This is a genomic window from Dyella sp. 2RAB6, assembly GCF_052115385.1.
Lineage (GTDB): Bacteria > Pseudomonadota > Gammaproteobacteria > Xanthomonadales > Rhodanobacteraceae > Dyella_D.
Genome location: NZ_JBFRGP010000004.1, coordinates 1 through 21,167 on the forward strand (window position 1 = coordinate 1; position 21,167 = coordinate 21,167).

The following is a 21,167-nucleotide window of genomic DNA, read 5'->3' on the forward strand; positions in this document are numbered from 1 at the left end:
CGTGAGGGCTGGCCGGGCTTTTTGACAGGGCATCCATGCCCTGATCAAAAAGGCGGGGACGTCCTGTCCCCGCCCCCCTGCGGGGGCCTTTTCGTCCAGCCCTCACCGCCGGCGCCAAGGGGACCCGGTAGATCAAGAGCAAGATCAAAGGCCAGAGCAGAAGCGCACCAGCGGAACGCAGCGGCTGTGCCGCTGGCTCTTGGCTCTTCGCGAGAGCCCACGGACTCCCTCTCCCCGCCGGGGAGAGGGTTGGGGTGAGGGGGGCGGGGCTTGCACCGAGCGATGTCGCCAACAAAAGCCAGTCGCAGGCAAAGCCTGGTAATGCCAAACGCAACCGCTACGATCTCTTCTCCCGGCACTGTTTGAACATCACGAACAACTCCATCGCCATGGCGATCGTGCAGCCGCAGAAGGCAACCATCAACGCGCTCTTTGAATTCAGAAGCAGCCCGATGTCGTAGACGAAGAACGCGCAGAGCGCCACCACGACCATCGCCAGAACCGTATCCATCTCGTTATCCACGGGGTAGGGAATGAGCTTGCGATGCTAGGCAAGAAGGGGCGCCGGGCTGAATCGGTTTACTCCGATAAGGCGGCATGGGCGCGCATTTCCAGACAAATCCAACGGAAATGAGTGAGTGCTGCCAATCGCACATCGATGCTGTACTCAAGCGTCGTCAACGCCGAGGGCACACAAAAAGGCCGCCGGGACATCGCCACCGGCGGCCTTCTTCGGATGCAGTGCGTTTTACTTCACGCCATCGACATACCAGTACGTGCGCTTGCGCTTCCCGGTTCCCGGCGGCACTACTTTCTGCGTGCCCAGCGACGAGGTGTTGTTGCCGCCGACCAGGCCAAGCTGGTTGCCGCCGCCGATCAGCACCGGCGTCAGCAGTGTGCCGCCACTGGAAGTAGGCAGTTGCACCAGGCCGAAGATCGGTGAGGGCGGCATGCCGCCACCATCGAATTTCACGAAGCGGTCGGCATTGAGGCCGCTGCCGTCGAGGAAGTTGATGGCGTAGCCGCGCGCCACGCCCAGGTTCGGGTAGCACATGTTCGGGTTGTTGGCGGGGTTCGCCGGCTGGTTGGTGCCGAAGTAGGTATAGCCGGCCACGGTCAGCGGCGAGTTCACCGCCTTCTCGCCGGCATTGGTCAAGGTGACGTAGAAGCCGCTGCCGCTGCCGGTGAACAGCGTGCTGGTGGCGTCGGTCAGGTTGTTTTCGGTGATGGTGGTCCAGGTGGCTGCCACGCTGTTGCCGGTGCTGGTGTCGCGCAGGCTGTAGAAGCGGTTGACGACATTGGACGCGGCGTTCGAGGCCAGTGGATGTTCGCGGTCGCCGCTCGCCGCGACGACGGCGTCGTAGCTGCCGGTCGGCACCACGTCCGGCGGATAGAAGAACTTGCGTGCGCTGGTGCCGGTGCCGCCGAGGCTGGCGAGCTTGGTCACGGTCCAGTTGGTCGGCGCGGTCAGCGCGTTCGGTTCCAGGTCGACGCGCCAGATATTGCCGCCGAGGTCGCCGGCGTAGAGGCGCTCGATATTGCCGTCGCCGTCGCGGTCGAGCAGGGTGATGTCGGAGGGGATGGCGTAGGTCATGCCGGTCACGGCTTTGCAGGGGCTGGGCTGGCCGGTGCAACTGGGCGCGGCCATCCATACCGGTGTGCCGGTGACGGCGTCCAGCATCACGATCGCGCGGCCCATGCTGTCGGCGCCTTGCACCGGGTCGACGTCTTCGGCCGTGTCGTAGCCGCCGCCCATGATCAGCACGGGGTTGGTATTGCCTTTGATGCGCGCGACTTTCGGTTGCGACCAGGTCATGCCGAGTTCTGCAATGTCCGCATTGGACTTCTTCCACAGGAAGCGCGGCGCGGTCGGCGTGCTTACGTCGAAGGCGTAGATAAAGCGGCCGCCGCGGCGTGCGGTGAGGTAGATGTAGGTGGTCGCGGGCGTGACGCTCTGGTTCTGGTACACCGTGGTGGTGCCGTCGAAGAAATAGTCCTTCGGCAGCGCGCTGGCATCGGTGATGCCGGGCAGCTTGATCACCGGGCTGTTGTCGCGCTGGCGCTTGAGCTTGCCGAAGAATTCCGGCGCGATGAACGACCACAGTTCGCCGCCGGGCCGCACGGTGCCGATGCCGGTGGTCTGGTTGCCGTTGATCGCGCGGAAGTAGCCGTCGTTGGAACCGTAGAACACCACCACGCCGGTACTGCCGCCGTAGTTGATGATCGCGGGGCGCGAATGCAGCACGTCGCCGTGGATGGACGGGCGCACCGTCACCGGCGAGCCGGGTCCGGGTTCGGCTTCGTTGTTCGGGCTGGTGTTGTCGGTGCCGCGCACCCAGTTGATCAGGTTGGGCAGGTCGGTGGCGGTGGTGCCCAGCAGCGCCGCGGTGACGTTGGTATTGCTGGTATCGAACTTCGGCATGGCGCTGCCGGTGGGGCAGTTGCCCACGCCGTTGCAGGTGTACACGGTGCGGCCGGTCTGCGAGGTGAGGTAATCGGCGCGCAGCATTTCGCCCACGCCGCCTTTCTCCACCACTTCGCCGTCCACCGCGTCGTAGGCCAGGGAGATGCCGGAAGGCTTGTTGACCCAGAAGCCGTTCGCCGGCCAGTTGGTGACCACGCTGCTGCCGGGGAAAGCCAGCGGTCCGTTGCGCGGCGTGCCGGTCTGCTGGTCGGAGGTCCAGTAGCTCAGTGCGTTCGGCGAAATGAAGCCGGAGCCGTTGTTGCTGATCGCGGAGTTGCCGAGCGAGTCCTCGGTGATCACGTTGTTGTTGCTGTCCAGGCCAAGCTGGTACTGCTTGAGATTACCGATCCAGCGCGGCTGCGCCGTCGGGTCGGGGCGGAACACGCCGACGTAGACCTGGTTCAGCGACACGCCCTGGCTGTTGACGCTTACCGGCAGGCTGACCGAGGCGAACACGCTGTTGATCGACTGCACTTCGTTGAAGATCTGCTGCAGATCGTTCACCAGCGTATTGAGCGCGTTCGCATCGTTGATGTTCACCACGAAGGCCTTGCCGCCGCCATGGCTGGACATGCTTTGCAGGAACTGCACGTAGTCCGGGTTGCTGCCGTCGGTGACGGCGATGGTGTAGGTGATGATGTTCTGCGGATTGGTCGACGAGCCGCCAGAGAGATCGGTCTGGTACATGAACTGCGCCCACTCGTCGCCCCAGTTGGATTGGTACTTCGGGTAGGACGGAATCACGATCTGGGTCGGATTGGACTGGCCGGTCGCCTGCTGCAGCGAAGACTGGGCGCTGGGCGAATTGCCGGCATCCTGCGGCTTGCCGTTGCCCACCGCGTTGGCGATGTAGATGACGAAACTCTTCTGGCAGGTGCCGGACAGCGGCGACTTGTAGGTGACGCCGGATAACCCGGTCTTGCCCGCGAAGTACGCCCACATCTCTTCCATGCCGCCACCCACGGCGGAGTTGTTGGATTTGTCGCTCTGGCGGTCAAGCGCCTTGATGGTGGTCTGGAAGTTGGCCACGCCGGTGGCATCCATCAGCGGCAGCGCGCCCGGGTCCTTGGCGCGGCCCACGTCCGGGAAGCGGAACCAGCCGCCGTTGCTGGACGGATCGAACAGCATCAGACCCATGTTGAGCTTGCCCAGCAACACCGGGTTGGTGCCGATCGCCGTCACCGCCTGGTAGAGCGAGCATTGCTCGAAACCGACGTCCTTGCCGGCGTTGTTGGACGACACCACGCCGGAGGTGGGACAGGTGAAGCTGACGGAGCCATTCCATGCCGCCGCGTTGTCCAGCAGGATCAGCAGGTTCGGCGAACCGCCGTTGACCGGCGCGCCGGTGTACAGGTCGATGTCCTCGCTCAGGCTCAGGCCCGGCTCGGCCAACAGGGCGGTGGCGAGCGCCAGCCGGCGCAGGCGGCGGCTCAACGATGGGCGCGTAGTGGACATGGCGGCGTCTCCGCGAGGGCTGCTGGGCGTGTTCATGGACAGGGCGTTCCCACGGGGACGCGTACCGACGCGCCCTGGTGCACGATGACCGAGGTCGCGCTGTTGTTCGGATCGGTGACGGAGGACTGGATTTCCCACTGCGTGTCCGAGCACAGCGAGAACGCCGCGGTGGCGGCAGCGGAGCTGACCAACAGATCGCCGCTGCTGCTGGTGGGCGTGCGGCAGACATCGCCCACTGACAGGTCCTGGTTGAGCACCGGCTTGCTGTCCAGGCAGATCGGCGCGGCGACCTGCGCGGTGAAATCGTTGCTGCCGTCGCCGGTGACGTCGATCGGCACGGACGAGGCCGGGATCGGATTGAGCGTGAAAGCCTGGTTCATCACCGCCTCCACGCCCTGCTGCGCCACCGACCTCGCTTCCATGCGGTATTGCTGGTTCGAGGCCACCTTGGTGTTGACCAGGCTGGAGCTGGCCATGGAGATGGCGAACAGCAGGAAGATGACCAGGAACACCAGGGTCATCATCAGCGTGAAGCCGCGCTGGCGCTGCCGCCGTGCCGCAGGGAAGGAAGGATGCATGCTCAGTTCTCCCGCACGCCGCCGACGTTCCACAGGCGCGCGACCGCGCTGTAGACGTGGCGCTTGTAGCTGTCGTTGTAGGGGCCGTCCGCCGTCGCGCGGCCCAGGTCGTAGGTACGCGTGTCGTTCCAGCCGGTGGTGGGGTCGAGGTTGCGCGCCAGCACGGTCACGCGCACCGCGGTGATGTTGGCCCAGTTGGCGGTGGCGTTGGTCCAGCTGTAGCCGCTGCTGCCGGTGCAGGTTGCCGAGTTGTCGATGGCGGGATTGTCGACGTAGCAATCGGGCGAGCCGTTGCTGTCGGTGTCCACGCCATAGCTCAGGTGCACGTCCTGGATACCGGCCACCAGCGAGGAAACCTGGATCGAACCGTTGACGAACTCGGCCACCTTCAGGGTCGGCGTGCTGTCGCCGCCGCTGCTGCAGTTGTCGCAGCCGCTAAGGTAGTAAGTGCGCACCACATACTTGCGCAGCTCCGCCGGGCTGCCGCTGCTGCAGGTCTTGCCGAGCAGGGTGAAGTTGGCGGTCTTGCTGTCGTAGATCAGCTGCCTGGTGTCGCTGCTGCAGCTCGATTGCTGCAGGTAATACTCGGTGCCGGACACCGTCGCCGAGACATTGCCGGAGGCATAGTGCACGGTCAGCGCTTCGGTGCCCGTGCTCATGTTGGAAAGGCAGGTGGGTTTCGCGCCGCCCGCGGCCACGCCGGACAACGCCGCCGGCACGGTGATCGGCGAAGTGGTGTTGTCGAAACCCATCGAGGTCTGCGCCGTGGTGCAGGCGCCGGGCAGGTTGTATTGCAGCGAGGCGGACAGGCCCGGGCGGCCGAAGAAGCCGGCCATCTCGACGTCGCGCACCATCGATTCCAGCGCGTAGCGGCCGTTCTCCACCTGCTCGCCGGTCTTGTTGAATTCGGCGCGCGCCTTGGACGTGGCCACGTACAGCGAGCCCAGCGCGGCCAGCATGGCCAGTCCGATGGTCACGCCGATCATCAGCTCGACCAGCGACACGCCGCGCTGGCGTTGGAGTGGCGAGATGGAAGAGGGAGTGCGCATGGCGGCCGTCACGAGAGGTTGGCAATGCGTACTTGCACGCTGACGGCGCGGCGCAGGCTGTCGTCGCCGAACTTGTTCTGCCCGCAGCTCAGGCCCGGCGCGGCGGTGGGCATCAGGCCCTGCCACACCACGGTGATGCGGTAGACGTTGTTGGTCGCGTCGATGCGCTCGACGCAGCCGATCGCGCCGAGCATGGCGCCGACCTTGTTGCCGCCGGAGTTCTCGCTTGCGCCGAGCAGTGCGGCGCGCCAGGCGACGAGGTCGGCGTTGGCGGTGGCGGCCTGCAGCGCGGTGGGCGTGGGCGTGCCGGTGGCGCAGGCCGCCGGCGCGGCAGAGCCGGAGCCGGTGACCACGCCGGTGGCGCCGTTCGAATAGCACGCGGCCACCTGCCGGTTGGCATTGATGCGCGAGACCATGTCCTGCACCAGGGTCAGCGCCTGCACGCGCTGGTAGGACTCCATCTCGTTGCGGGTGGAGCGCGCCATCATCATCACCGTGCCCAGCAAGGCGACCGATGCGATCAGCATCGACACCAGCACCTCGATCAGCAGAATGCCGCGCTGGCCTTTCATGAGCAGGCTCCCTTGGTGGTCTGCACGCGCCCGGTGGCGCCCACCGCGACGCACAGCGGCTGCTGGCCTTGCGCGGTGACGGTGGGGTTGAGGGTGAACGACATGCCGGTGCCTGGCATGCGGCCGTCGCCGCCGAAATTGAACGAGGTATTGCCGCCGCCTTCGCTGATGCGCAGGCCATCCAGCGTGCCCTGCGCGCGGATCGTGCTGGCGGCGGTGACGGCGCTGGCGCTGCTGACCGTCCAGCCCTTGCTCCAGTCCGTGCCATTGGCCACCACGTAGACATTGCCGTTGCGCTTGATCGCCTCGCTGCGCGCGAACACCGCGCTGGAGGCGAGGTCCATGGTGGCGTTCTTCAGGCGCTGGCGTTGCAGGAACGGCGCCATCTGCGGCACCGCGAGCATGGTCAGCACCAGCAGCACGGAGACCGTGACCATCAGCTCGATCGCGGTGAAACCCCTGGCGAGTTCGCGGCGCATGGTTATTTCTTCCAGCACGTGGTGGACGTGCCCGAGGCGGTCTTGCTCCCGTCGCTGCCGAGCTTGAGCGTGCCGCAATCGGTATCGCGGGTCTGGTTGCCGATCGGGGTGGCGGTGACGGTGTAGCTGGGCGGCGGGCCGGCGCTGGTGGCTACCGCTATGGTGTAGTTCGGCGCGACGGTGTTCGGCAGCGTGCCGTAGCCCAGCAGTGCATTGCTGGTGGTGTATTGGCGGCTGTCGATCATGTAGCGCTCCTGCGCGCTGCTCATGTCGAGCATCACGGTCTCCGCCGCCGCGCGATTGGCGCGCAGCATGTAGCGGTAATAGCTGGGAATGGCGATGGCAGCGAGAATGGCGATCACCGCCACTACCACCATCAGTTCGATCAGGGTGAAGCCGCGTGCCGCACAGCGCTGCGCCTGCCGGCCTGGCGGCGTAGCGGTGAATGGCGAGGTGAGCGCGACCATGTGAGAACTCCCCCATGAGTCCACGTGGTTATTCCGCGACAGCGCCTTAATACGAAAGCCCGGCGACATCGAGCTGGAATGGCAAGTGCAGCGTAGGTATCGGCAATATCCAATGTCAATTTGCCGGTCGGCCGCCTGGACATAATCGTGGCCTTAGGCCATCCGGTGTAACAGCTGGTTATCACCGGCGATGACGGGTGATTCATATGCATCAGCCATGCCTGGGAAAGTTCCGCGCAAGCCTGGTTGCGCGAAAGCCTGGAAAATCGAGATTTCGCCGGTTTTTCACGATTCGATAAATCGGGTCTGGATAATCGATGGGCATTCGCCTATATCTTTCGGCATAGGCTTTCTGCAGATTTTTTCAGGCGCCGGACGAAAAATGTCTGCCGCCTGCCGCGGCTGTCTATTTTGGTCACCCGGCCGGCGGATCGGACTATGCATTTCGAGCAGCCGCCGCCGTAAGGATGAGCTAAGCCAAATGCGTTACGAAGACGGCCAGCTGGCCGTCTTCGTGTGCCCGGCGCCATGCGCCGCGCAACGGCCACGGCTAAGCGGTGCCGGCGGCGTCGACAATGGCAGGGGGATGGCGCGAACCGGTCTCGATAGAGGGTGATCGTTCGTTCGTTGACTCTTGACCAGGGAGACCATCATGTTGCTGAAGCAAACCGGTGCCGCGGGCGCCGCGTTGTGTGTCGCCGTCGGCCTGTCGTGCGTGGGAAGCGTGCACGCACAGGACCAGTCCGGCGCGGAGGCCACGCCGGCCGCGCAGCACGACACGCTGCATTCCCTGCGCGGCGTGATGCCGCGCCCCGACGATTTCTCCAAGAGCAAACGTGAGCATGCGGCGCGGCCACTACCGTGGATCGACGGCCCCGGCTCGCCGCCTGACGGCGCCGTGCAAGGCAGTGCGACCGGCGCCGCGCCCACCGCCGGCAGCGGTGTGGATGGCGTAGGCCAGGGCTTCAGCGGACCGCAGGGCACCTTTACGGTGGACAGTGCGCCGCCGGATACCAATGGCGCGGTCGGCGCCACGCAGTACGTGCAGATCGTCAACTCCGGCTTCGCGGTCTTCGACAAGGCGAGCAAGGCCGTGGTCTATGGGCCGGTGCAGAGCAACACGCTGTGGTCCGGTTTCGGCGGTCCGTGCGAAAGCGACAACGACGGCGACGCCGTGGTGGTGTACGACAAGGCTGCCGGCCGCTGGATCATCACGCAGTTCGCCGTCACCGCCGCACCGTATTACCAGTGCGTCGCGGTCTCCGCCACCAGCGACGCCACCGGCGCGTACTACCGCTATGCGTTCAACTACGGCAGCACCTTCCCGGACTATCCGAAGCTGGGTGTATGGCCGGACGCTTACTACATCAGCTTCAACATGTTCAGCGGCAACAGCTTCTCCGGCGCCAAGGTGTGCGCCTACGACCGCAGCAAGATGTTGGGCGGGCAGGCGGCGACGCAGCAGTGCTTCCAGCTTTCCAGCAGCTACGGCAGCCTGTTGCCGGCGGATCTCGATGGCGCCACCGCGCCGCCGGCGGGCGCACCGGATTACTTGCTGAACTTCGGTACCGGCAAGCTCAATCTGTGGAAGTTCCATGTCGACTGGAGCAACAGCGCCAACAGTACCTTGAGCGGACCCACGGCCATCCCGGTCGCTTCGTTCTCGGCGGCATGCAGCGGCGGTACCTGCATTCCGCAGTCGGGGACCAGGCAGAAGCTGGATTCGCTGGCGGACCGGCTGATGTTCCGCCTGGCGTACCGCCATTTCGCCGATCACGAAGCACTGGTGGTCAGCCATGCGGTGAAGGTCGGCACCAGCAAGCAGAACCCGTATACCGGCGTGCGCTGGTATGAAGTCCGCAGTCCCGGCACCACGCCGGTGGTGTATCAGCAGTCGACTTATTCGCCCGATACCACGTATCGCTGGCTCGGCTCGGTGGCGATGGACAAGCAGGGCAATATGGCGCTTGGCTACAGCGCGTCGAGCAGCACGATCCATCCGGCCATCCGCTACACCGGGCGCCTGGCCACCGATGCGCTCAACACCATGCAGGCCGAGGCGAGCATCGTCGAAGGCACCGGTTCGCAGAGCGGCAATAACCTGTCGCGCTGGGGCGACTACAGCGCGATGACGGTCGATCCGGTGGACGATTGCACGTTCTGGTACACCAACGAGTATTTGAAGACGACTGGCTCGTTCAACTGGAATACGCGGCTGGCGTCGTTCAAGTTCCCGGGTTGCCAATAAGCCTCGCGTCCGGCGCGACATGCAGAACCCCGCTTGCGAAAGCGGGGTTTTGTTTTGCTTTCAGTTGCGCAATACGCGTTGCAGCGTATCGACAATGCGCGCGAATTCGTCGTCGCGCAGCCAGGGGCTGTTGGTGATGGTCAGCGAGCGCGCGGCGAAATCGCGGGCGTTCGGCAAGTTTGCCGCGGGCACGATGTCGCGCAGGTAGCCGTAGTCGGGCAGGGCGTGGATAAACAGGCGGCTGACGCCGAGGCCGGCCGTCCACAAGGTGTCGAGTGCGCTATCGCGTGCTTCGCCGGTCGGCAGCGTGAGCAGCAGGAAGGGCCAGCTGCCTTGCGTGCCGGGTGCGTCGTCGAACACCGTGACGCCGGGCAGGGCGCGCAGCGGTTCGAGCCGCGCGCGGGCTTGCCGGCGGGTGTAATCGAGAAAGCCCGGCAGGCGTGCGAAGGCGGCCGTGCCCACGCCCTGGCGCCAGCGGCCGAGCGGATGCAGCGGGATGTCGGGGCCGAAGTCGTCGCCGACGGCAGCCACCGGATCGCCGGCGGCCAGGGCTGCGCGCAGCGGTTTGCCATAGACCGCGTACAGCAGCGAGGGGCGATAGGCCACGGCGTAGCCGAGCAGTTCCACCGCACGCTGCATGCTCCAGCGCGGGTTGGTGCGGATCACTTCGCGGCGGCTGGCCATGCAGGCCTGGCGCAGTTGCGCGTCGCGCGAGATCAGCACGCCGCCTTCGTACAGCGTCAGCCCCTTGCCCACGGCGAGACTGAAAAAGCCCGCATCGCCGAGCAGGCCCACGCTGGCGTCGCCGTGGCGGGCGCCCAGCGCCTGCGCGGCGTCTTCCAGTACGTAGGCGCCGCAGTCGCGCGCGATGGCCATGGCGGCCGGCACGTCGACGACTCGGCCGGCCAGGTGCGTGGGCACGATGGCCAGCGTGCGCGGGCCGCACAGGGTGGCCAGTTGCGCAGCGTCCAGGTCGATGCTGCCGGGCGCGAGGTCGCACAGCTTGAGCTTCAGCCCCGCGCGATGGATGGCCAGCGCCACCAGCGGGCAGGTCCAGGCCGGCACCACCACTTCGTCGCGCTGCGGGCGCAGGCGGTGCATGGCGTGCAAGGCCACCACCATGGCGGCGGTGCCGGAGCATTCGAGCTGCGGGTCGGCGACGCCGAGCCAGCCGGCCAGGTTCGCGGCGAAGCGCGCGCGGCGCGGCAGCAGGTCCGACGGGCGCAGCGGCAGGCCGGCGGTGGGCGGCAGCTCGCGGCGCATGCGCGTCAGTCTCCGGCGGAGACGCCGAGTGCGCCCTTGGCTTCGGTGGGCGCATCGCCCTCCGGATGCGCGCCGCTTTCGGCCAGGGCGAGGCAGACGATGCCGGCCACGATCACCAGCGCGCCGATCACCCGCGCCCAGGTCAGCGGCTCGTTGAACAGCCAGATCGAAAACAGCATCACGCTGACCACTTCCAGATGCGTGACCGCAAAGGCCGGGCCGATCGGCGCGTGCTTCAGCAGGGTCATCCAGGTGAAGAAGTTGCCGACATAGCCGACCACCGCCAGGTAGATCCACGGATGGCCGAACACGCGCACGATCCACGCCCAGTTCGCCTCCGGCGGAAACGCGTGGTTGCCGGCGTACTTGAAGGCCAGCTGCACCACGGTGTCGAACGCCACCAGGATCAGGAAGCCGAAAAAGTAGAAGCGCCCGAGTCGTGCGGGTGCGGTTTGCATGCGCTCAGCCTCCACCGGCGATCCCCACGATGCACACGCCCGCGGTGACCAGCAGGATGCCGGTGACGCGCAATGGGGTGAGCTTCTCGCGGAACAGGATGCGTCCGGCGATCATGATCACCACGATATTGATCGAGCCGAGCAGCACGCCTTCAGAGAGGTCGACCAGCGACAGGAAGGCGATCCACACCAGGAACTCGGCGACGTACGAGGCGATGCCCACCCACAGCCACGGCCGCGCGGCCATGTAGCGCCAGCGCGCCAGGCCGTCGCCGGCCTTCGGGTCGCTGGCCGCGGCCTTGAAGGCGAGCTGGCCGACGGTGTCCAGGCTGACGTTGAGCAGCCACAGCGTGACGGCGAGCGGGCTCATCGGCGCGCTCCGCGGCACGGTAAGGACTTCACGCGATCAGGCATCCGCTGCTCCCATGCTGTAATCAAGCCGCTGTAATCAAACCGCTGTCATCATGCCGCGATTCCGGCGGCGAGGTCGCGCGGATTCAGGCCGCGGCGCGCGCGGCGGCTGCAGCGGCCGGGTCGGCGATGCGGCCGAAGAAATCGGCGGAACGGTCGATCAGCAGGCGGCGTTCGCGGTCCACGGTGATCATGTGGTAGCTGTCTTCGAGCAGCAGCATCTCCACCGGGCCGGACACGCCGCGTTCGACCATGCGCGCATTTTCGAGGCTGGCGATGTCGTCTTCGGTGGCGTGCGCGATCAGGCAGGGCGCGGTGACCTTGGGCAGGTCGCGCTTCACCACCGCGGCCATCTTGTACATCTCGGCCAGCGACGGCCACGGATTGCCGGGCAGGCCGGCCGCGGCGCTGTCGCCGCCGAGCATGGCCGTACTGATCTGGGCGCGGATGCGCTCGTCGCGCAGGCCGTAGGGCTCGTTCTCATGCACCATGCGGTGCTTGCCGATGCCCAGGCGGCCGATCAGCGGCAGCATGAAAGACAGCTTGCTGTACCAGGGCGTGGCCCAGCCGTCGTAGCGGAAGGTAGCGCCATAGACGCCCACGCCCTTGACCAGGTCCGGACGGTCGGCGGCCAGCTTCAGCGCCAGCACGGCGCCCATCGACAGGCCGGCCACGAATAGATGGTCGAGCTCTTGCGCATAGCGTTCGGCGGCGGCCTGCACGCTGGCGTACCAGTCCTTCCAGCCGGTGGCGATCAGATCGTCCACGTCGCCGCAGTGGCCGGCGAGCTGCATGCCGTACACATCGAAGCCGGCGCGGTTCAGGCCGCGGCCGACCAGGCGCATTTCGGTGGGGGTGCCGGTCAGGCCGTGGATCAGCATCACGCCGGCGCGGCCGCCTTCGAGGCGGAATTCGACGTTCTGGATCACGGCTGACGGCCCAGGCGAAGGGTGGGGTGGAGCGTAACGGCTGGGCGCATGATTTCGCGATTAGATGAGACTGACTGGGCCAGTCTGGCCGGGGGCTCTTTCTAAAAACTTTCGACCCGCTTGCCGATCCGGCACTTAGCGCCGCCGAAGCTTGCGCATCAGCGCCCGTTGAAGCGGCTGACGCCGATCGACAGGCCGATGCTGCCGGTGGGGTGCGAGCAGTCGCCCAGGCGCTGCGTGACGTTCACCGCGCCGCTGTTGTAGGTGCCCGAACCCCAGTGGTTGCCGGTGACCACGCCCATGCCCACGCTGCCGTGCACCTGGGGCTGGTTGTAGGTGGCGTCGTCGCAGTGCGGACGGGCGGCTTCCGCCTCGGCTTCGTCCTGGGCGGCGGTGCGGCCGCTGGTGTCGCCGTAGTAGACGCCGGGGGCGGCACGGGTGCTGGCCGCGCTGCCGGCGGGGCGGGCGTTGACCGCGTCCATCGCGGGCGGGGCGTCGCCGGGCCTGGCCGGGGCGGCAGCGGTGCTGGCGCTGGCCGGGACGCTGCCGGGCGGCAGCTTGAGGTTGAGGTTGCTTGCCGTCTGCGCATGAGCGGCGGTGGCGAGCAGGGCGACGGCGAGCGCGGTGGCGATGAGCTTGGTGTTCATGGGGTGACTCCGGGTGCGCTGCCGATAACGGTTGGGGCGGGGCGGGCGTGCACAACAGGGATTCGACGGTTGGCGCTGGAAGGAAGTTCCAAGGCGGGGGTATCGGACCGGCGCAGCTTGGGGTGAGCCGATGACGAACCCCAACGATGTGTTGCGCATGAGGTAATGATGTTGGGGTTCGCCGGCGGCTCACCCCAACCTACGCCAGCTCACCCCGACCCCTCTCCCGGCGGGAGAGGGGCAGGTCGCGATCAAGCCGTGGTTTCGATCCGCTCCACCCGGCGCAGGCCGCGCGGCAGCACGCCGCCGCGGGTGGCACGGTTGCCGCCGAATTCGACCAGGTCGGACCAGCGCAGGGTGAGCTTGCGCTGGCCGGCGTACAGGGTGACTTCGCCCTTGCCCTCGGTCACCACCGCCACGCCGACCACGCGTTCGTCGCCGGAGGACAGCTTGGCCTTGGGAATCTCGATCAGCTTGTTGCCCTTGCCCTTGTCCAGTTCCGGCAGCTCGGCCACCGAGAACATCAGCAGATGGCCTTCGGTGGTGACCACCACCAGGCGGTCGCGCGAAGGGTCGGCGCTGACCTGCGGCGGCAGCACGCGCGCGCCGTCGCCCAGTGTGAGCATCTGCTTGCCTGCCTTGTTGCGGCCGGTAAGCGCCTCGAAGCGGGTGACGAAGCCGTAGCCGAAATCGGTGGCCAGGATCAGGCGGGTGTCGTTGTCGCCGGCGCACAGCGCATCGAAGCTGGCGCCGGCCGGCGGGCTGAAGCGGCCGGTCAGCGGCTCGCCGTTGCCGCGCGCGGAAGGCAGCGTGTGCGCCGCGGTGGAATAGCTGCGGCCGGTGGAATCGATCACCGCGATCTGCTGCGTGGTGCGCGCCCTCACCGCGGCGAGCAGGCTGTCGCCCTCGCGGTAGGACAGGCCTTCGGCGTCCACGTCGTGGCCCTTGCCGGCGCGGATCCAGCCCTTCTGGCTGAGCACCACGGTGACCGGCTCGCTCGCCACCAGGGCGCTTTCGTCCAGCGCCTGCGCGGCTTCGCGCTTGACCAGCGGCGAGCGGCGCTCGTCGCCGAACTTGGCGGCGTCGGCGCGCAGTTCTTCCTTGATCAGGCCCTTGAGCTTGGCCGGCGACTTCAGCAGCACGTTGATGCGGGCGCGCTCTTCCTCGAGCTGGTCGCGCTCGGCATTGATCTTCATTTCCTCGAGGCGGGCCAGCTGGCGCAGCCTGGTTTCGAGGATGTAGTCGGTCTGCTCTTCGCTGAGCTTGAAGCGCGCCATCAGCACGGGCTTGGGCTCGTCCTCGCTGCGGACGATGCGGATCACTTCGTCCAGGTTGAGGTAGGCGATGCGCAGGCCTTCCAACAGGTGCAGGCGGCGCTCGACCTTGGCCAGGCGGTGCTCCAGGCGGCGCGTCACCGTAGCGGTGCGGAAGCTCAGCCATTCGCTGAGGATGCGCTTGAGGTCCTTGACCTGCGGCCGGCCGTCCAGGCCGATCATGTTGAGATTGACGCGGAAGCTTTTTTCCAGATCGGTGGTGGCGAACAGGTGCTGCATCACCTCGTCCGGATCGATGCGGTTGGAGCGCGGCACCACCACCAGGCGGATCGGGTTCTCGTGATCGGACTCGTCGCGCAGGTCCTCGATCATCGGCAGCTTCTTCGCGCGCATCTGCGCGGCGATCTGCTCCAGCACCTTGGACGGGCTGACCTGGTGCGGCAGCGCGGTGATCACGATATTGCTGTCTTCGCGCTGGTACACGGCGCGGGCGCGCAGCGAGCCGACGCCGCTGTGGTAGATCGCCAGCAGCTCGTTGCGCGGGGTGATGATCTCCGCTTCGGTCGGGTAGTCCGGACCCTGGATGTGCTCGCACAGGTCGGCGATGCTGGCGTCCGGATCGTCGAGCAGGCGGATGCAGGCGCTGACCACTTCGCGCAGGTTGTGCGGCGGGATGTCGGTGGCCATGCCCACGGCGATGCCCATCGAGCCGTTGAGCAGCACGTGCGGCACGCGCGCCGGCAGCCAGCTCGGTTCTTCCAGGGTGCCGTCGAAGTTGGCCACCCAGTCCACCGTGCCCTGGCCCAGCTCGCCCAGCAGCGCCTCGGCGATCGGGCTGAGCTTGGATTCGGTGTAGCGCATCGCCGCGAAGCTCTTCGGGTCGTCGGGCGAACCGAAGTTGCCCTGGCCGTCGACCAGCGGGTAGCGATACGAGAACGGCTGCGCCATCAGCACCATCGCTTCGTAGCAGGAGCTGTCGCCGTGCGGATGGAATTTGCCGATGACGTCGCCGATGGTGCGCGCGGACTTTTTCGGTTTCGAGGTGGCGGACAGGCCCAGCTCGCTCATCGCGTAGACGATGCGGCGCTGGACGGGTTTCAGGCCGTCGCCGACGAAGGGGAGGGCGCGGTCCAGGACCACGTACATGGAGTAGTCGAGGTAGGCGCGCTCGGCGTATTCCTTGAGCGGGATCTGTTCGAAATTGGCTTGCAGATTCATTTAGTTACGCGGGGAGGTGGCGCGCGGGGCGCGCGGGATTGGCTCGGGATGGTGCCAGATTGCATCCTGGCCGTCATGCCGCTTCGGTGCGTCGATGCAGGCGTAGGTTGGGGTGAGCCGCAGGCGAACCCCAACGTTTTGGTGCGTTGGGGATTACTGCCGTTGTACTTCGATGCCCAGCTTTTCCAGCTGCTTCAGCAGGCTGTCCGGGCCTGCAAGATGTCCCGCGCCGACCGCGACGAAGGTGGTGCCCGGTTGCTTCATGCGTTCGGCGATGTTCTTTGCCCACGCTTCGTTGCGCTTTACCAGCATGCGGTCGTACAGCTCGGGGGAGCCTTTGCGCAGGTCTTCGTCTTCGATGCGGGCGATTTCGTCGGTGTCGCCGCGGCGCCAGGCGTCGATCAGGTCGCGCAGGCGGGCGGGGCCTTGGGCGACTTCGTCCAGGCTTTGGCGCAGGAAGGAGAGTTGGAGGGGTTCGGGCATGTCGGCGAGCATGCGTAGCTGTTGCTCGGCGGTTTCCAGGCCTTCGACCGGTTTGTCGGCTTTTTCCATGCGCGCGCGCAGCGTCTTGTCGACGCCCTGGGCGGGGTCCATGCCGGCGCGGACCAGGGGGCCCACGGCGAGCGACACGGCGGCCAGCCAGGGGCGCATGGCCTGCAGGGTGGCGGCGCCGCCGGGGAGCTGGGCCTCCTCGGCGGCGCGTTCGAGGCGGTGGCGGTCGCGTTCGGACAATTTGCCGGAGAGCGGGTGGGCCGGGTCGAGGCCGTACTTGATCACCAGCGCCTGCATGTTGGCGGGGTTGTCGTCGGTCAGTTCGATGACCAGGCGGCTGCTGGCTTCGAGGGCCTGGTCCAGTGGCTTCGACGACCAGTTGGTGTCCGAGGGCAGCAGGTGCACGGTGCCGAACAGGTAGACGGTGGCCTGGTCCTTCTTCGCCACCCACAGGCCGGGGTTGGCGAAGGCGGGGGCGGCGAGCAGCAGGCACAGCGCGAACAGGACGCGGATACGGCGGAACGGCTTCAACGGCAACTCCAGATGGGACGGCGGGCGGGGCAGGCGTCAGTGGGCGGCGTGTCCGGCTTCGACGTCCTGCAGGAAGCGGGTGAGGCCGTCGAAGTAGGTGCGCTGGTCATCGTACATCGCCATATGGCTGCCCTTGGGGCACAGCAGGAAGCGGCCCTGCGGCAGCTTCTTCGCCATCGCGGCCATGTAGGCGGGATCCATGGTGTCGTGTTGCGCGCCGATCACCAGGGTGGGCACGCGGATCTGCTGCAGGTCCTTGCTGCGGTCCCAGTGCTCCAGGCGGCCGCTGGCGCCCAGTTCGCTGGGGCCTTGCATCAGCGTGTACACGCGCTCGTTGAGATGGGCGAAGGCGCGTTGCACCGGGTCCGGCCACTGCGCTTCGGGCATGCGCAGCACGTGCTGTTCGTAGTGCATCGGGGTGAGGATCTGCATGTAGCGCGGGTCGGCGGTGCGGCCGCTGGCTTCGAGCTGCTTGGCTTCGGCCAGCAGCTTGGGATCCATCGCCGGCTCCAGCACCTTGCTGGCATAGACGTTGTAGGCGGGGATCGAGTCCATCATGTTGGAGATCACCAGGCACTTCAGGTGCTGCTGGTATTTCAGCGCGTACTCCATGGCCAGGATGCCGCCCCAGGAGTGGCCGAGCAGGCAGAAGTTGTCCTGGTCCAGATGCAGCGCCTGGCGCACCTGTTCGACTTCCTCGACGAAGCGCGCGGTGGTCCACAGCGAGTCGTCCTTGGGCTGGTCGCTGTAGGCGGAGCCCAGCTGGTCGTAGTAGTAGTACTCGACGCCGGCGGCGGGCATGAAGCTGTCGAAGGCTTCGAAGTATTCGTGAGTGGCGCCGGGGCCGCCGTGCAGCAGCAACAGTTTCAGCTTCGGGTTGTTGCCGGTGCGTTTGGTCCACACGCGGAACTTGCCCTTGGGCGTGTCGATCACGATGGTCTTGACGCCGCCGCTCAGCACGTCGTCGCGGCCGCTGTTGTCGAAGTAGCTGGCGGGGGCAGGTGGGCTCTTGGACGGCAGGTCTGCGGCATGCGCCGCGCACAGGCCGAGCACGGCGGCCAGGGTGGCAAGCAGGCGTTTCATCGTGACTCCCCTCAGCGATGGCGCTTGGAATGATGCGGCACTATCCCGCGCCCGCTGCATGGCGGCAAGCGCGGTTCAGCGCGGCACGCGGTAGCCGCCGGGCACGCCCTCGGGGCTCAGCGTCAGTTGCCACAACTGGTCGCGGCGGCTGCGGAACACCGCGCCCGACACCGACAGGTAGAACTGCCACATGCGGCGGAAGCGGTCGTCGTAGTTCTCGGCCAGGTGCGGCCAGGCCGCGTCGAAGTTGGCGCGCCAGGCGTCCAGGGTGCGTGCGTAGTCGGCGCCGAAGTTGTGCCAGTCCTCGACCACGAACAGGTCCTGCAAGGCTTCGGCCACCTGTTGCGCGGAGGGGATCATCGAGTTCGGGAAAATGTACTTCTCGATCCATGGATCGGGCCGCGACGGCGAGCCGTTGCTGCCGATCGAATGCAGCACGAACAGGCCGTCGTCCTTCAGGCAGCGGCGCGCCACCTCGAAATAAGTGCGGTAGTTGAGCGCGCCGACGTGCTCGAACATGCCGATCGAGAAGACCGCGTCGAAGCGCTCGTCCAGCTCGCGGTAGTCCTGCAGGCGGATTTCCACCGGCAGTCCGGCGCACAGCTGGCGCGCGAACTCGGCCTGCTCCTGCGAGACGGTGACGCCCACGCCTTCGATACCGTAGCGCTCTGCCGCGTACTTGAGCGCCTCGCCCCAGCCGCAACCGATGTCCAGCACCCGCTGGCCCGGCTGCAGGCGCAGCTTGCGGCAGACCAGATCGAGCTTGGCCGCCTGCGCGTCGTCGAGGTTGTCGGCCTGCGCCCAGTAGCCGCAGGAATAGACCAGGCGCTTGCCCAGCATGGCCTGGAACAGGTCGTTGCCCAGGTCGTAGTGGGCGCGGCCGATCTCGTAGGCATGCTCGCCGCGCTGCAGGTTGATGAAGCGCGCCTTCAGATGCGCCAGCAGCGTGTCCAGCGTCCTCAGCTCGCGGTCCACGTGCGAGCGCAGCAGGCGGGTGAACATGCCGGGCAGGTCGTCGGCATCCCACCAGCCGTCCATATAGGCCTCGCCCAGGCCGAGCGAGCCGTGGGCGAATACGCGGGCGTAGAGATCGTCGTCGTGCACGCGCAGATCGGTGGGGGCGCCGCCGTCCAGATGGATGCCGGCGTGCTCCAGCAAGGTGATGGCGCGTTGCTTCAGGGAGTCCCGGCTCATGCGTGCCTCAGGGGTGGGTGGGACAACGGAATCAGTGCTTGCCGAGTACCTCGAAGCCTGCCGCCAGCGATGCATAGACCACGTCGACGTTGGCCGCGCGCACGGCCGACAGCAGCGTTTGCGCCCGGGTTTCGTCCAGCAGGAATTCGACTTTCACCGGCAGGTCGTCGGCCAGGTCGAAGAACTGTTCCTCGTGCAGCACGCCGTGGCGGCCGTAGCCGGCGATGGCACGGAACGCCGAGCCGCCGCCGATGCCCTGGCGCCGGGCCAGTTCGAGCAGCCATTCGTGGACCAGTTTGCCGTCGTGCCGCGCGCGCTGGCGGCAGTAGAAGATCAGCAGCCGGCCCTGCTGGATGGTGTCGTCATTCATCTCGGCTCCTCCTTCAGGCGCGCAGCAGCAGGCGGGTGGCGGCGATGCCGGCGATGGTCATCGCGATCGAACCCAGCAGGTGGAAGGCCACGTGGCCGGCGAACCACAGGTACTGCTGGCGCAGCAGCAGGGTGGTGGCCTCGGCCGAGAACGTGGAGAAGGTGGTCAGGCCGCCGAGGAAGCCGGTGGCGATGAACAGGCGCAGCTCCGGCGGCAGGGTCTGGTAGTGGTCGAACACGCCCAGCACGCAGCCCATCAGCAGGCCGCCGGCCAGGTTGGCGGCGAGCGTGCCCAGCGGGACGGTGGGGAACAGCGGGTTGAGCAGCACGCCGAGGGTCCAGCGCAACCAGCAGCCGAGAGCGCCGCCGATGCCAACGACCAGGAATCCGGAATAACTCACGTGCAATGTCTCCTAAAAGGGTTGCAGCCCTCCGGAACCAGGCACGCGCCTGCGCCCCGGCGCGAGCCGGTGTGCAGGCATCATCAGCGCCGGGCTCGGGGTGAATGTATCGAGCCGCGGCGCGGTTCGTCCGTATCGACACGGAACGGGAGGCATGCCATCTCCCCTGCGTTGGGCATGCTAGCCGAAGGTATTGGCATGGCGCCAACCCTGAGCTGACGAGTGGAGCATGCGGGGCCGGCGACGCACCCCTATACTCGCAAGCCTCGCGCCCCCTCTCGTTGCACGCCATGAACGCTACTCCCCGCGCCGTGCAGCGCAGCCTGCCGGTGCTGCTCGCGGGCCTGTCGATGATCGGCCCGTTTTCCATCGATGCGGTGTTCCCGGCGTTCCCGCTGATCGGGGCGCAGTTCGGCGTGGACAACGCGCAGCTGCAGCAGCTGATCAGCGTCTACCTGCTGACCTATGCCGCGATGAGCCTGTTCCATGGCGCGCTGTCGGACGCAGTGGGGCGCAAGCCGGTGCTGGTGGCCGGCATCGCGGTGTATGCGCTGGCCTCGGCCGGCGCTGCGCTGGCCACCTCGTTCCCGATGCTGCTGGCCTGCCGCGGCCTGCAGGGCATGTGCGCGGGCGCCGGCCTGGTGGTGGGGCGCGCCATCGTGCGCGACTGCTACGAAGGCGCCGCGGCGCAGCAGCTGATGTCGCGGGTGATGATGATCTTCAGCATCGCGCCGGTGATCGCGCCGATGGTCGGCGCGCAGATCCTCTACTTCGGCAGCTGGCACGGCATCTTCTGGGTGCTGATGGGTTTTACCGCGGTGCTGGCGACGGCGCTGGTGCTGCTGCTGCGCGAGAGCCATCCGCCGCAGGCGCGCACCAGCTTTGCGCCGCGCGCGTTGCTGGCCGGCTATGTCGGCTTCGGGCGCGACGTGCCGTTCCGGCCGCTGCTGGTGTCGTGCTCGGTGAACTTCGCCGGCCTGTTCCTTTATATCGCCTCGGCGCCGCGCATCGTGCGCGACCTGCTGCACCTGACGGCGCAGGGTTTTCCCTGGCTGTTCCTGCCGGTGGTGATCGGCTTGATGGCCGGTGCGTGGATGTCCGGCCGCCTCGCGGTGCGGCGCAGCCAGGTCTATACGGTGAACCTGGGGTATTTCTCGATGCTGGCCGCCTGTGCGCTGCATCTGCTGTTTGCGCTGGTGCTGCCGGACCCCGTGCTGCCCTGGTCGATGCTGCCGCTGGTGTTGCATGGCGTGGGCGTGCAGTTGGCGTTTCCGACCTTGACCTTGCTGCTGCTGGACCGGTTTCCGCATCACCGCGGCGGGGCATCTTCGGTGCAGGCATTTGCCAGCTTGCTGTTGTGCAGCGTGGTGGCGGGCGTGCTGTCGCCGCTGCTGGCCGACCGGATGCTCTACCTGGCGCTGGGGGCGTCGGGCTTGACGGTGATCGGCTGGGTGTCGTGGCGGTGGTATCGGCGGACGCTGGAGCGGGTGCCGCAGGGGGCGGTGAGCGAATTGGCGTAGGTTGAGGTGAGCCGCAGGCGAACCCCAACATCGGCACCGGGATATGCGTCGCAACGTTGGGGTTC

The 21,167-nt window shown here is 67.0% G+C and carries 20 protein-coding genes and 1 riboswitch; of the genes, 2 read left to right on the forward strand and 18 right to left on the reverse strand.

Annotation, left to right across the window (positions count from 1 at the left end):
- Positions 1 to 337: 337 nt before the first annotated feature.
- The 7 genes from AB4083_RS07755 to AB4083_RS07785 form a co-directional block, all read right to left on the reverse strand.
- A complete protein-coding gene (locus AB4083_RS07755; protein WP_441607203.1) occupies positions 338 to 511 on the reverse strand; it encodes a hypothetical protein in 174 nt (57 codons plus the stop codon).
- Positions 512 to 748: 237 nt separating this feature from the next.
- On the reverse strand, positions 749 to 3,919 hold the full coding sequence (locus AB4083_RS07760; RefSeq protein WP_441607204.1) for a pilus assembly protein: 3,171 nt from the start codon (positions 3,917 to 3,919) through the stop codon (positions 749 to 751).
- Between the two features lie 32 nt (positions 3,920 to 3,951).
- Positions 3,952 to 4,497 (reverse strand): pilus assembly PilX family protein, encoded by a 546-nt coding sequence (locus AB4083_RS07765; RefSeq protein ID WP_441607205.1) that lies wholly within the window; start codon positions 4,495 to 4,497, stop codon positions 3,952 to 3,954.
- A 2-nt stretch (positions 4,498 to 4,499) separates the two neighbouring features.
- Positions 4,500 to 5,546 (reverse strand): PilW family protein, encoded by a 1,047-nt coding sequence (locus tag AB4083_RS07770; RefSeq protein WP_441607206.1) that lies wholly within the window; start codon positions 5,544 to 5,546, stop codon positions 4,500 to 4,502.
- Between the two features lie 8 nt (positions 5,547 to 5,554).
- Positions 5,555 to 6,118: a type IV pilus modification protein PilV gene (pilV, locus tag AB4083_RS07775; RefSeq protein WP_441607207.1), complete on the reverse strand. Its 564-nt coding sequence runs from the start codon at positions 6,116 to 6,118 to the stop codon at positions 5,555 to 5,557.
- On the reverse strand, positions 6,115 to 6,597 hold the full coding sequence (locus AB4083_RS07780; RefSeq protein WP_441607208.1) for a GspH/FimT family pseudopilin: 483 nt from the start codon (positions 6,595 to 6,597) through the stop codon (positions 6,115 to 6,117). Before AB4083_RS07780 ends, pilV begins: the two co-directional genes overlap by 4 nt.
- Positions 6,598 to 6,599: 2 nt before the next feature.
- On the reverse strand, positions 6,600 to 7,064 hold the full coding sequence (locus tag AB4083_RS07785) for a type IV pilin protein (RefSeq protein ID WP_441607209.1): 465 nt from the start codon (positions 7,062 to 7,064) through the stop codon (positions 6,600 to 6,602).
- Between the two features lie 652 nt (positions 7,065 to 7,716).
- On the opposite strand from AB4083_RS07785, the gene AB4083_RS07790 reads away from it, so the two are divergent.
- Positions 7,717 to 9,312: a hypothetical protein gene (locus AB4083_RS07790; RefSeq protein WP_441607210.1), complete on the forward strand. Its 1,596-nt coding sequence runs from the start codon at positions 7,717 to 7,719 to the stop codon at positions 9,310 to 9,312.
- Between the two features lie 60 nt (positions 9,313 to 9,372).
- Here the strand turns inward: AB4083_RS07790 and AB4083_RS07795 are convergent, their stop codons facing one another.
- The 11 genes from AB4083_RS07795 to crcB form a co-directional block, all read right to left on the reverse strand.
- Positions 9,373 to 10,575 carry a DegT/DnrJ/EryC1/StrS family aminotransferase gene (locus tag AB4083_RS07795; protein ID WP_441607211.1) on the reverse strand — a complete coding sequence of 401 codons (1,203 nt, stop codon included), beginning with the start codon at positions 10,573 to 10,575 and terminating at the stop codon, positions 9,373 to 9,375.
- 5 nt (positions 10,576 to 10,580) lie between these two features.
- Positions 10,581 to 11,033: a DMT family transporter gene (locus AB4083_RS07800; protein WP_441607212.1), complete on the reverse strand. Its 453-nt coding sequence runs from the start codon at positions 11,031 to 11,033 to the stop codon at positions 10,581 to 10,583.
- Between the two features lie 4 nt (positions 11,034 to 11,037).
- The gene (locus tag AB4083_RS07805) at positions 11,038 to 11,403 is read right to left on the reverse strand and encodes an EamA family transporter (RefSeq protein ID WP_441607213.1); all 366 of its coding nucleotides are present in this window, start codon (positions 11,401 to 11,403) and stop codon (positions 11,038 to 11,040) included.
- Between the two features lie 127 nt (positions 11,404 to 11,530).
- A complete protein-coding gene (locus tag AB4083_RS07810) occupies positions 11,531 to 12,373 on the reverse strand; it encodes an alpha/beta hydrolase (protein WP_441607214.1) in 843 nt (280 codons plus the stop codon).
- A gap of 158 nt (positions 12,374 to 12,531) precedes the next feature.
- Positions 12,532 to 13,020 carry a hypothetical protein gene (locus tag AB4083_RS07815; protein ID WP_441607215.1) on the reverse strand — a complete coding sequence of 163 codons (489 nt, stop codon included), beginning with the start codon at positions 13,018 to 13,020 and terminating at the stop codon, positions 12,532 to 12,534.
- A gap of 251 nt (positions 13,021 to 13,271) precedes the next feature.
- The gene (gene parC, locus AB4083_RS07820; RefSeq protein WP_441607216.1) at positions 13,272 to 15,512 is read right to left on the reverse strand and encodes a DNA topoisomerase IV subunit A; all 2,241 of its coding nucleotides are present in this window, start codon (positions 15,510 to 15,512) and stop codon (positions 13,272 to 13,274) included.
- 153 nt (positions 15,513 to 15,665) lie between these two features.
- Complete coding sequence (locus AB4083_RS07825; RefSeq protein ID WP_441607217.1) at positions 15,666 to 16,535, reverse strand: TraB/GumN family protein; 870 nt, start codon at positions 16,533 to 16,535, stop codon at positions 15,666 to 15,668.
- A gap of 36 nt (positions 16,536 to 16,571) precedes the next feature.
- Positions 16,572 to 17,618 (reverse strand): proline iminopeptidase-family hydrolase, encoded by a 1,047-nt coding sequence (locus AB4083_RS07830; protein WP_441607218.1) that lies wholly within the window; start codon positions 17,616 to 17,618, stop codon positions 16,572 to 16,574.
- 75 nt (positions 17,619 to 17,693) lie between these two features.
- Positions 17,694 to 18,812 carry a cyclopropane fatty acyl phospholipid synthase gene (gene cfa / locus AB4083_RS07835; RefSeq protein WP_441607219.1) on the reverse strand — a complete coding sequence of 373 codons (1,119 nt, stop codon included), beginning with the start codon at positions 18,810 to 18,812 and terminating at the stop codon, positions 17,694 to 17,696.
- Between the two features lie 31 nt (positions 18,813 to 18,843).
- Entirely contained in the window at positions 18,844 to 19,182 is a 339-nt protein-coding gene (locus AB4083_RS07840; RefSeq protein WP_441607220.1) for a DUF190 domain-containing protein, read from the reverse strand.
- 13 nt (positions 19,183 to 19,195) lie between these two features.
- Positions 19,196 to 19,582, reverse strand: a complete 387-nt coding sequence (gene crcB / locus AB4083_RS07845; protein WP_441607221.1) for a fluoride efflux transporter CrcB — start codon at positions 19,580 to 19,582, stop codon at positions 19,196 to 19,198.
- A gap of 67 nt (positions 19,583 to 19,649) precedes the next feature.
- Positions 19,650 to 19,756, reverse strand: a riboswitch (Fluoride riboswitch).
- Positions 19,757 to 19,872: 116 nt separating this feature from the next.
- Here crcB and AB4083_RS07850 point away from each other — a divergent pair.
- Positions 19,873 to 21,102, forward strand: coding sequence for a multidrug effflux MFS transporter (locus AB4083_RS07850; protein WP_441607222.1), 1,230 nt, complete (start codon positions 19,873 to 19,875; stop codon positions 21,100 to 21,102).
- Positions 21,103 to 21,167: the final 65 nt, after the last annotated feature.

Bases quoted from the DNA above. Each gene is read 5' to 3' on its own strand.
- AB4083_RS07785 (WP_441607209.1), bottom strand. From the start codon at position 7,064: ATGGTCGCGCTCACCTCGCCATTCACCGCTACGCCGCCAGGCCGGCAG.
- pilV (WP_441607207.1), bottom strand. From the start codon at position 6,118: ATGAAAGGCCAGCGCGGCATTCTGCTGATCGAGGTGCTGGTGTCGATG.
- AB4083_RS07760 (WP_441607204.1), bottom strand. From the start codon at position 3,919: ATGTCCACTACGCGCCCATCGTTGAGCCGCCGCCTGCGCCGGCTGGCG.
- AB4083_RS07805 (WP_441607213.1), bottom strand. From the start codon at position 11,403: ATGAGCCCGCTCGCCGTCACGCTGTGGCTGCTCAACGTCAGCCTGGAC.
- AB4083_RS07790 (WP_441607210.1), top strand. From the start codon at position 7,717: ATGTTGCTGAAGCAAACCGGTGCCGCGGGCGCCGCGTTGTGTGTCGCC.
- AB4083_RS07850 (WP_441607222.1), top strand. From the start codon at position 19,873: ATGAACGCTACTCCCCGCGCCGTGCAGCGCAGCCTGCCGGTGCTGCTC.
- AB4083_RS07815 (WP_441607215.1), bottom strand. From the start codon at position 13,020: ATGAACACCAAGCTCATCGCCACCGCGCTCGCCGTCGCCCTGCTCGCC.
- parC (WP_441607216.1), bottom strand. From the start codon at position 15,512: ATGAATCTGCAAGCCAATTTCGAACAGATCCCGCTCAAGGAATACGCC.
- AB4083_RS07795 (WP_441607211.1), bottom strand. From the start codon at position 10,575: ATGCGCCGCGAGCTGCCGCCCACCGCCGGCCTGCCGCTGCGCCCGTCG.
- AB4083_RS07765 (WP_441607205.1), bottom strand. From the start codon at position 4,497: ATGCATCCTTCCTTCCCTGCGGCACGGCGGCAGCGCCAGCGCGGCTTC.
- cfa (WP_441607219.1), bottom strand. From the start codon at position 18,812: ATGAGCCGGGACTCCCTGAAGCAACGCGCCATCACCTTGCTGGAGCAC.
- AB4083_RS07830 (WP_441607218.1), bottom strand. From the start codon at position 17,618: ATGAAACGCCTGCTTGCCACCCTGGCCGCCGTGCTCGGCCTGTGCGCG.
- AB4083_RS07755 (WP_441607203.1), bottom strand. From the start codon at position 511: ATGGATACGGTTCTGGCGATGGTCGTGGTGGCGCTCTGCGCGTTCTTC.
- AB4083_RS07840 (WP_441607220.1), bottom strand. From the start codon at position 19,182: ATGAATGACGACACCATCCAGCAGGGCCGGCTGCTGATCTTCTACTGC.
- AB4083_RS07770 (WP_441607206.1), bottom strand. From the start codon at position 5,546: ATGCGCACTCCCTCTTCCATCTCGCCACTCCAACGCCAGCGCGGCGTG.
- AB4083_RS07780 (WP_441607208.1), bottom strand. From the start codon at position 6,597: ATGCGCCGCGAACTCGCCAGGGGTTTCACCGCGATCGAGCTGATGGTC.
- AB4083_RS07800 (WP_441607212.1), bottom strand. From the start codon at position 11,033: ATGCAAACCGCACCCGCACGACTCGGGCGCTTCTACTTTTTCGGCTTC.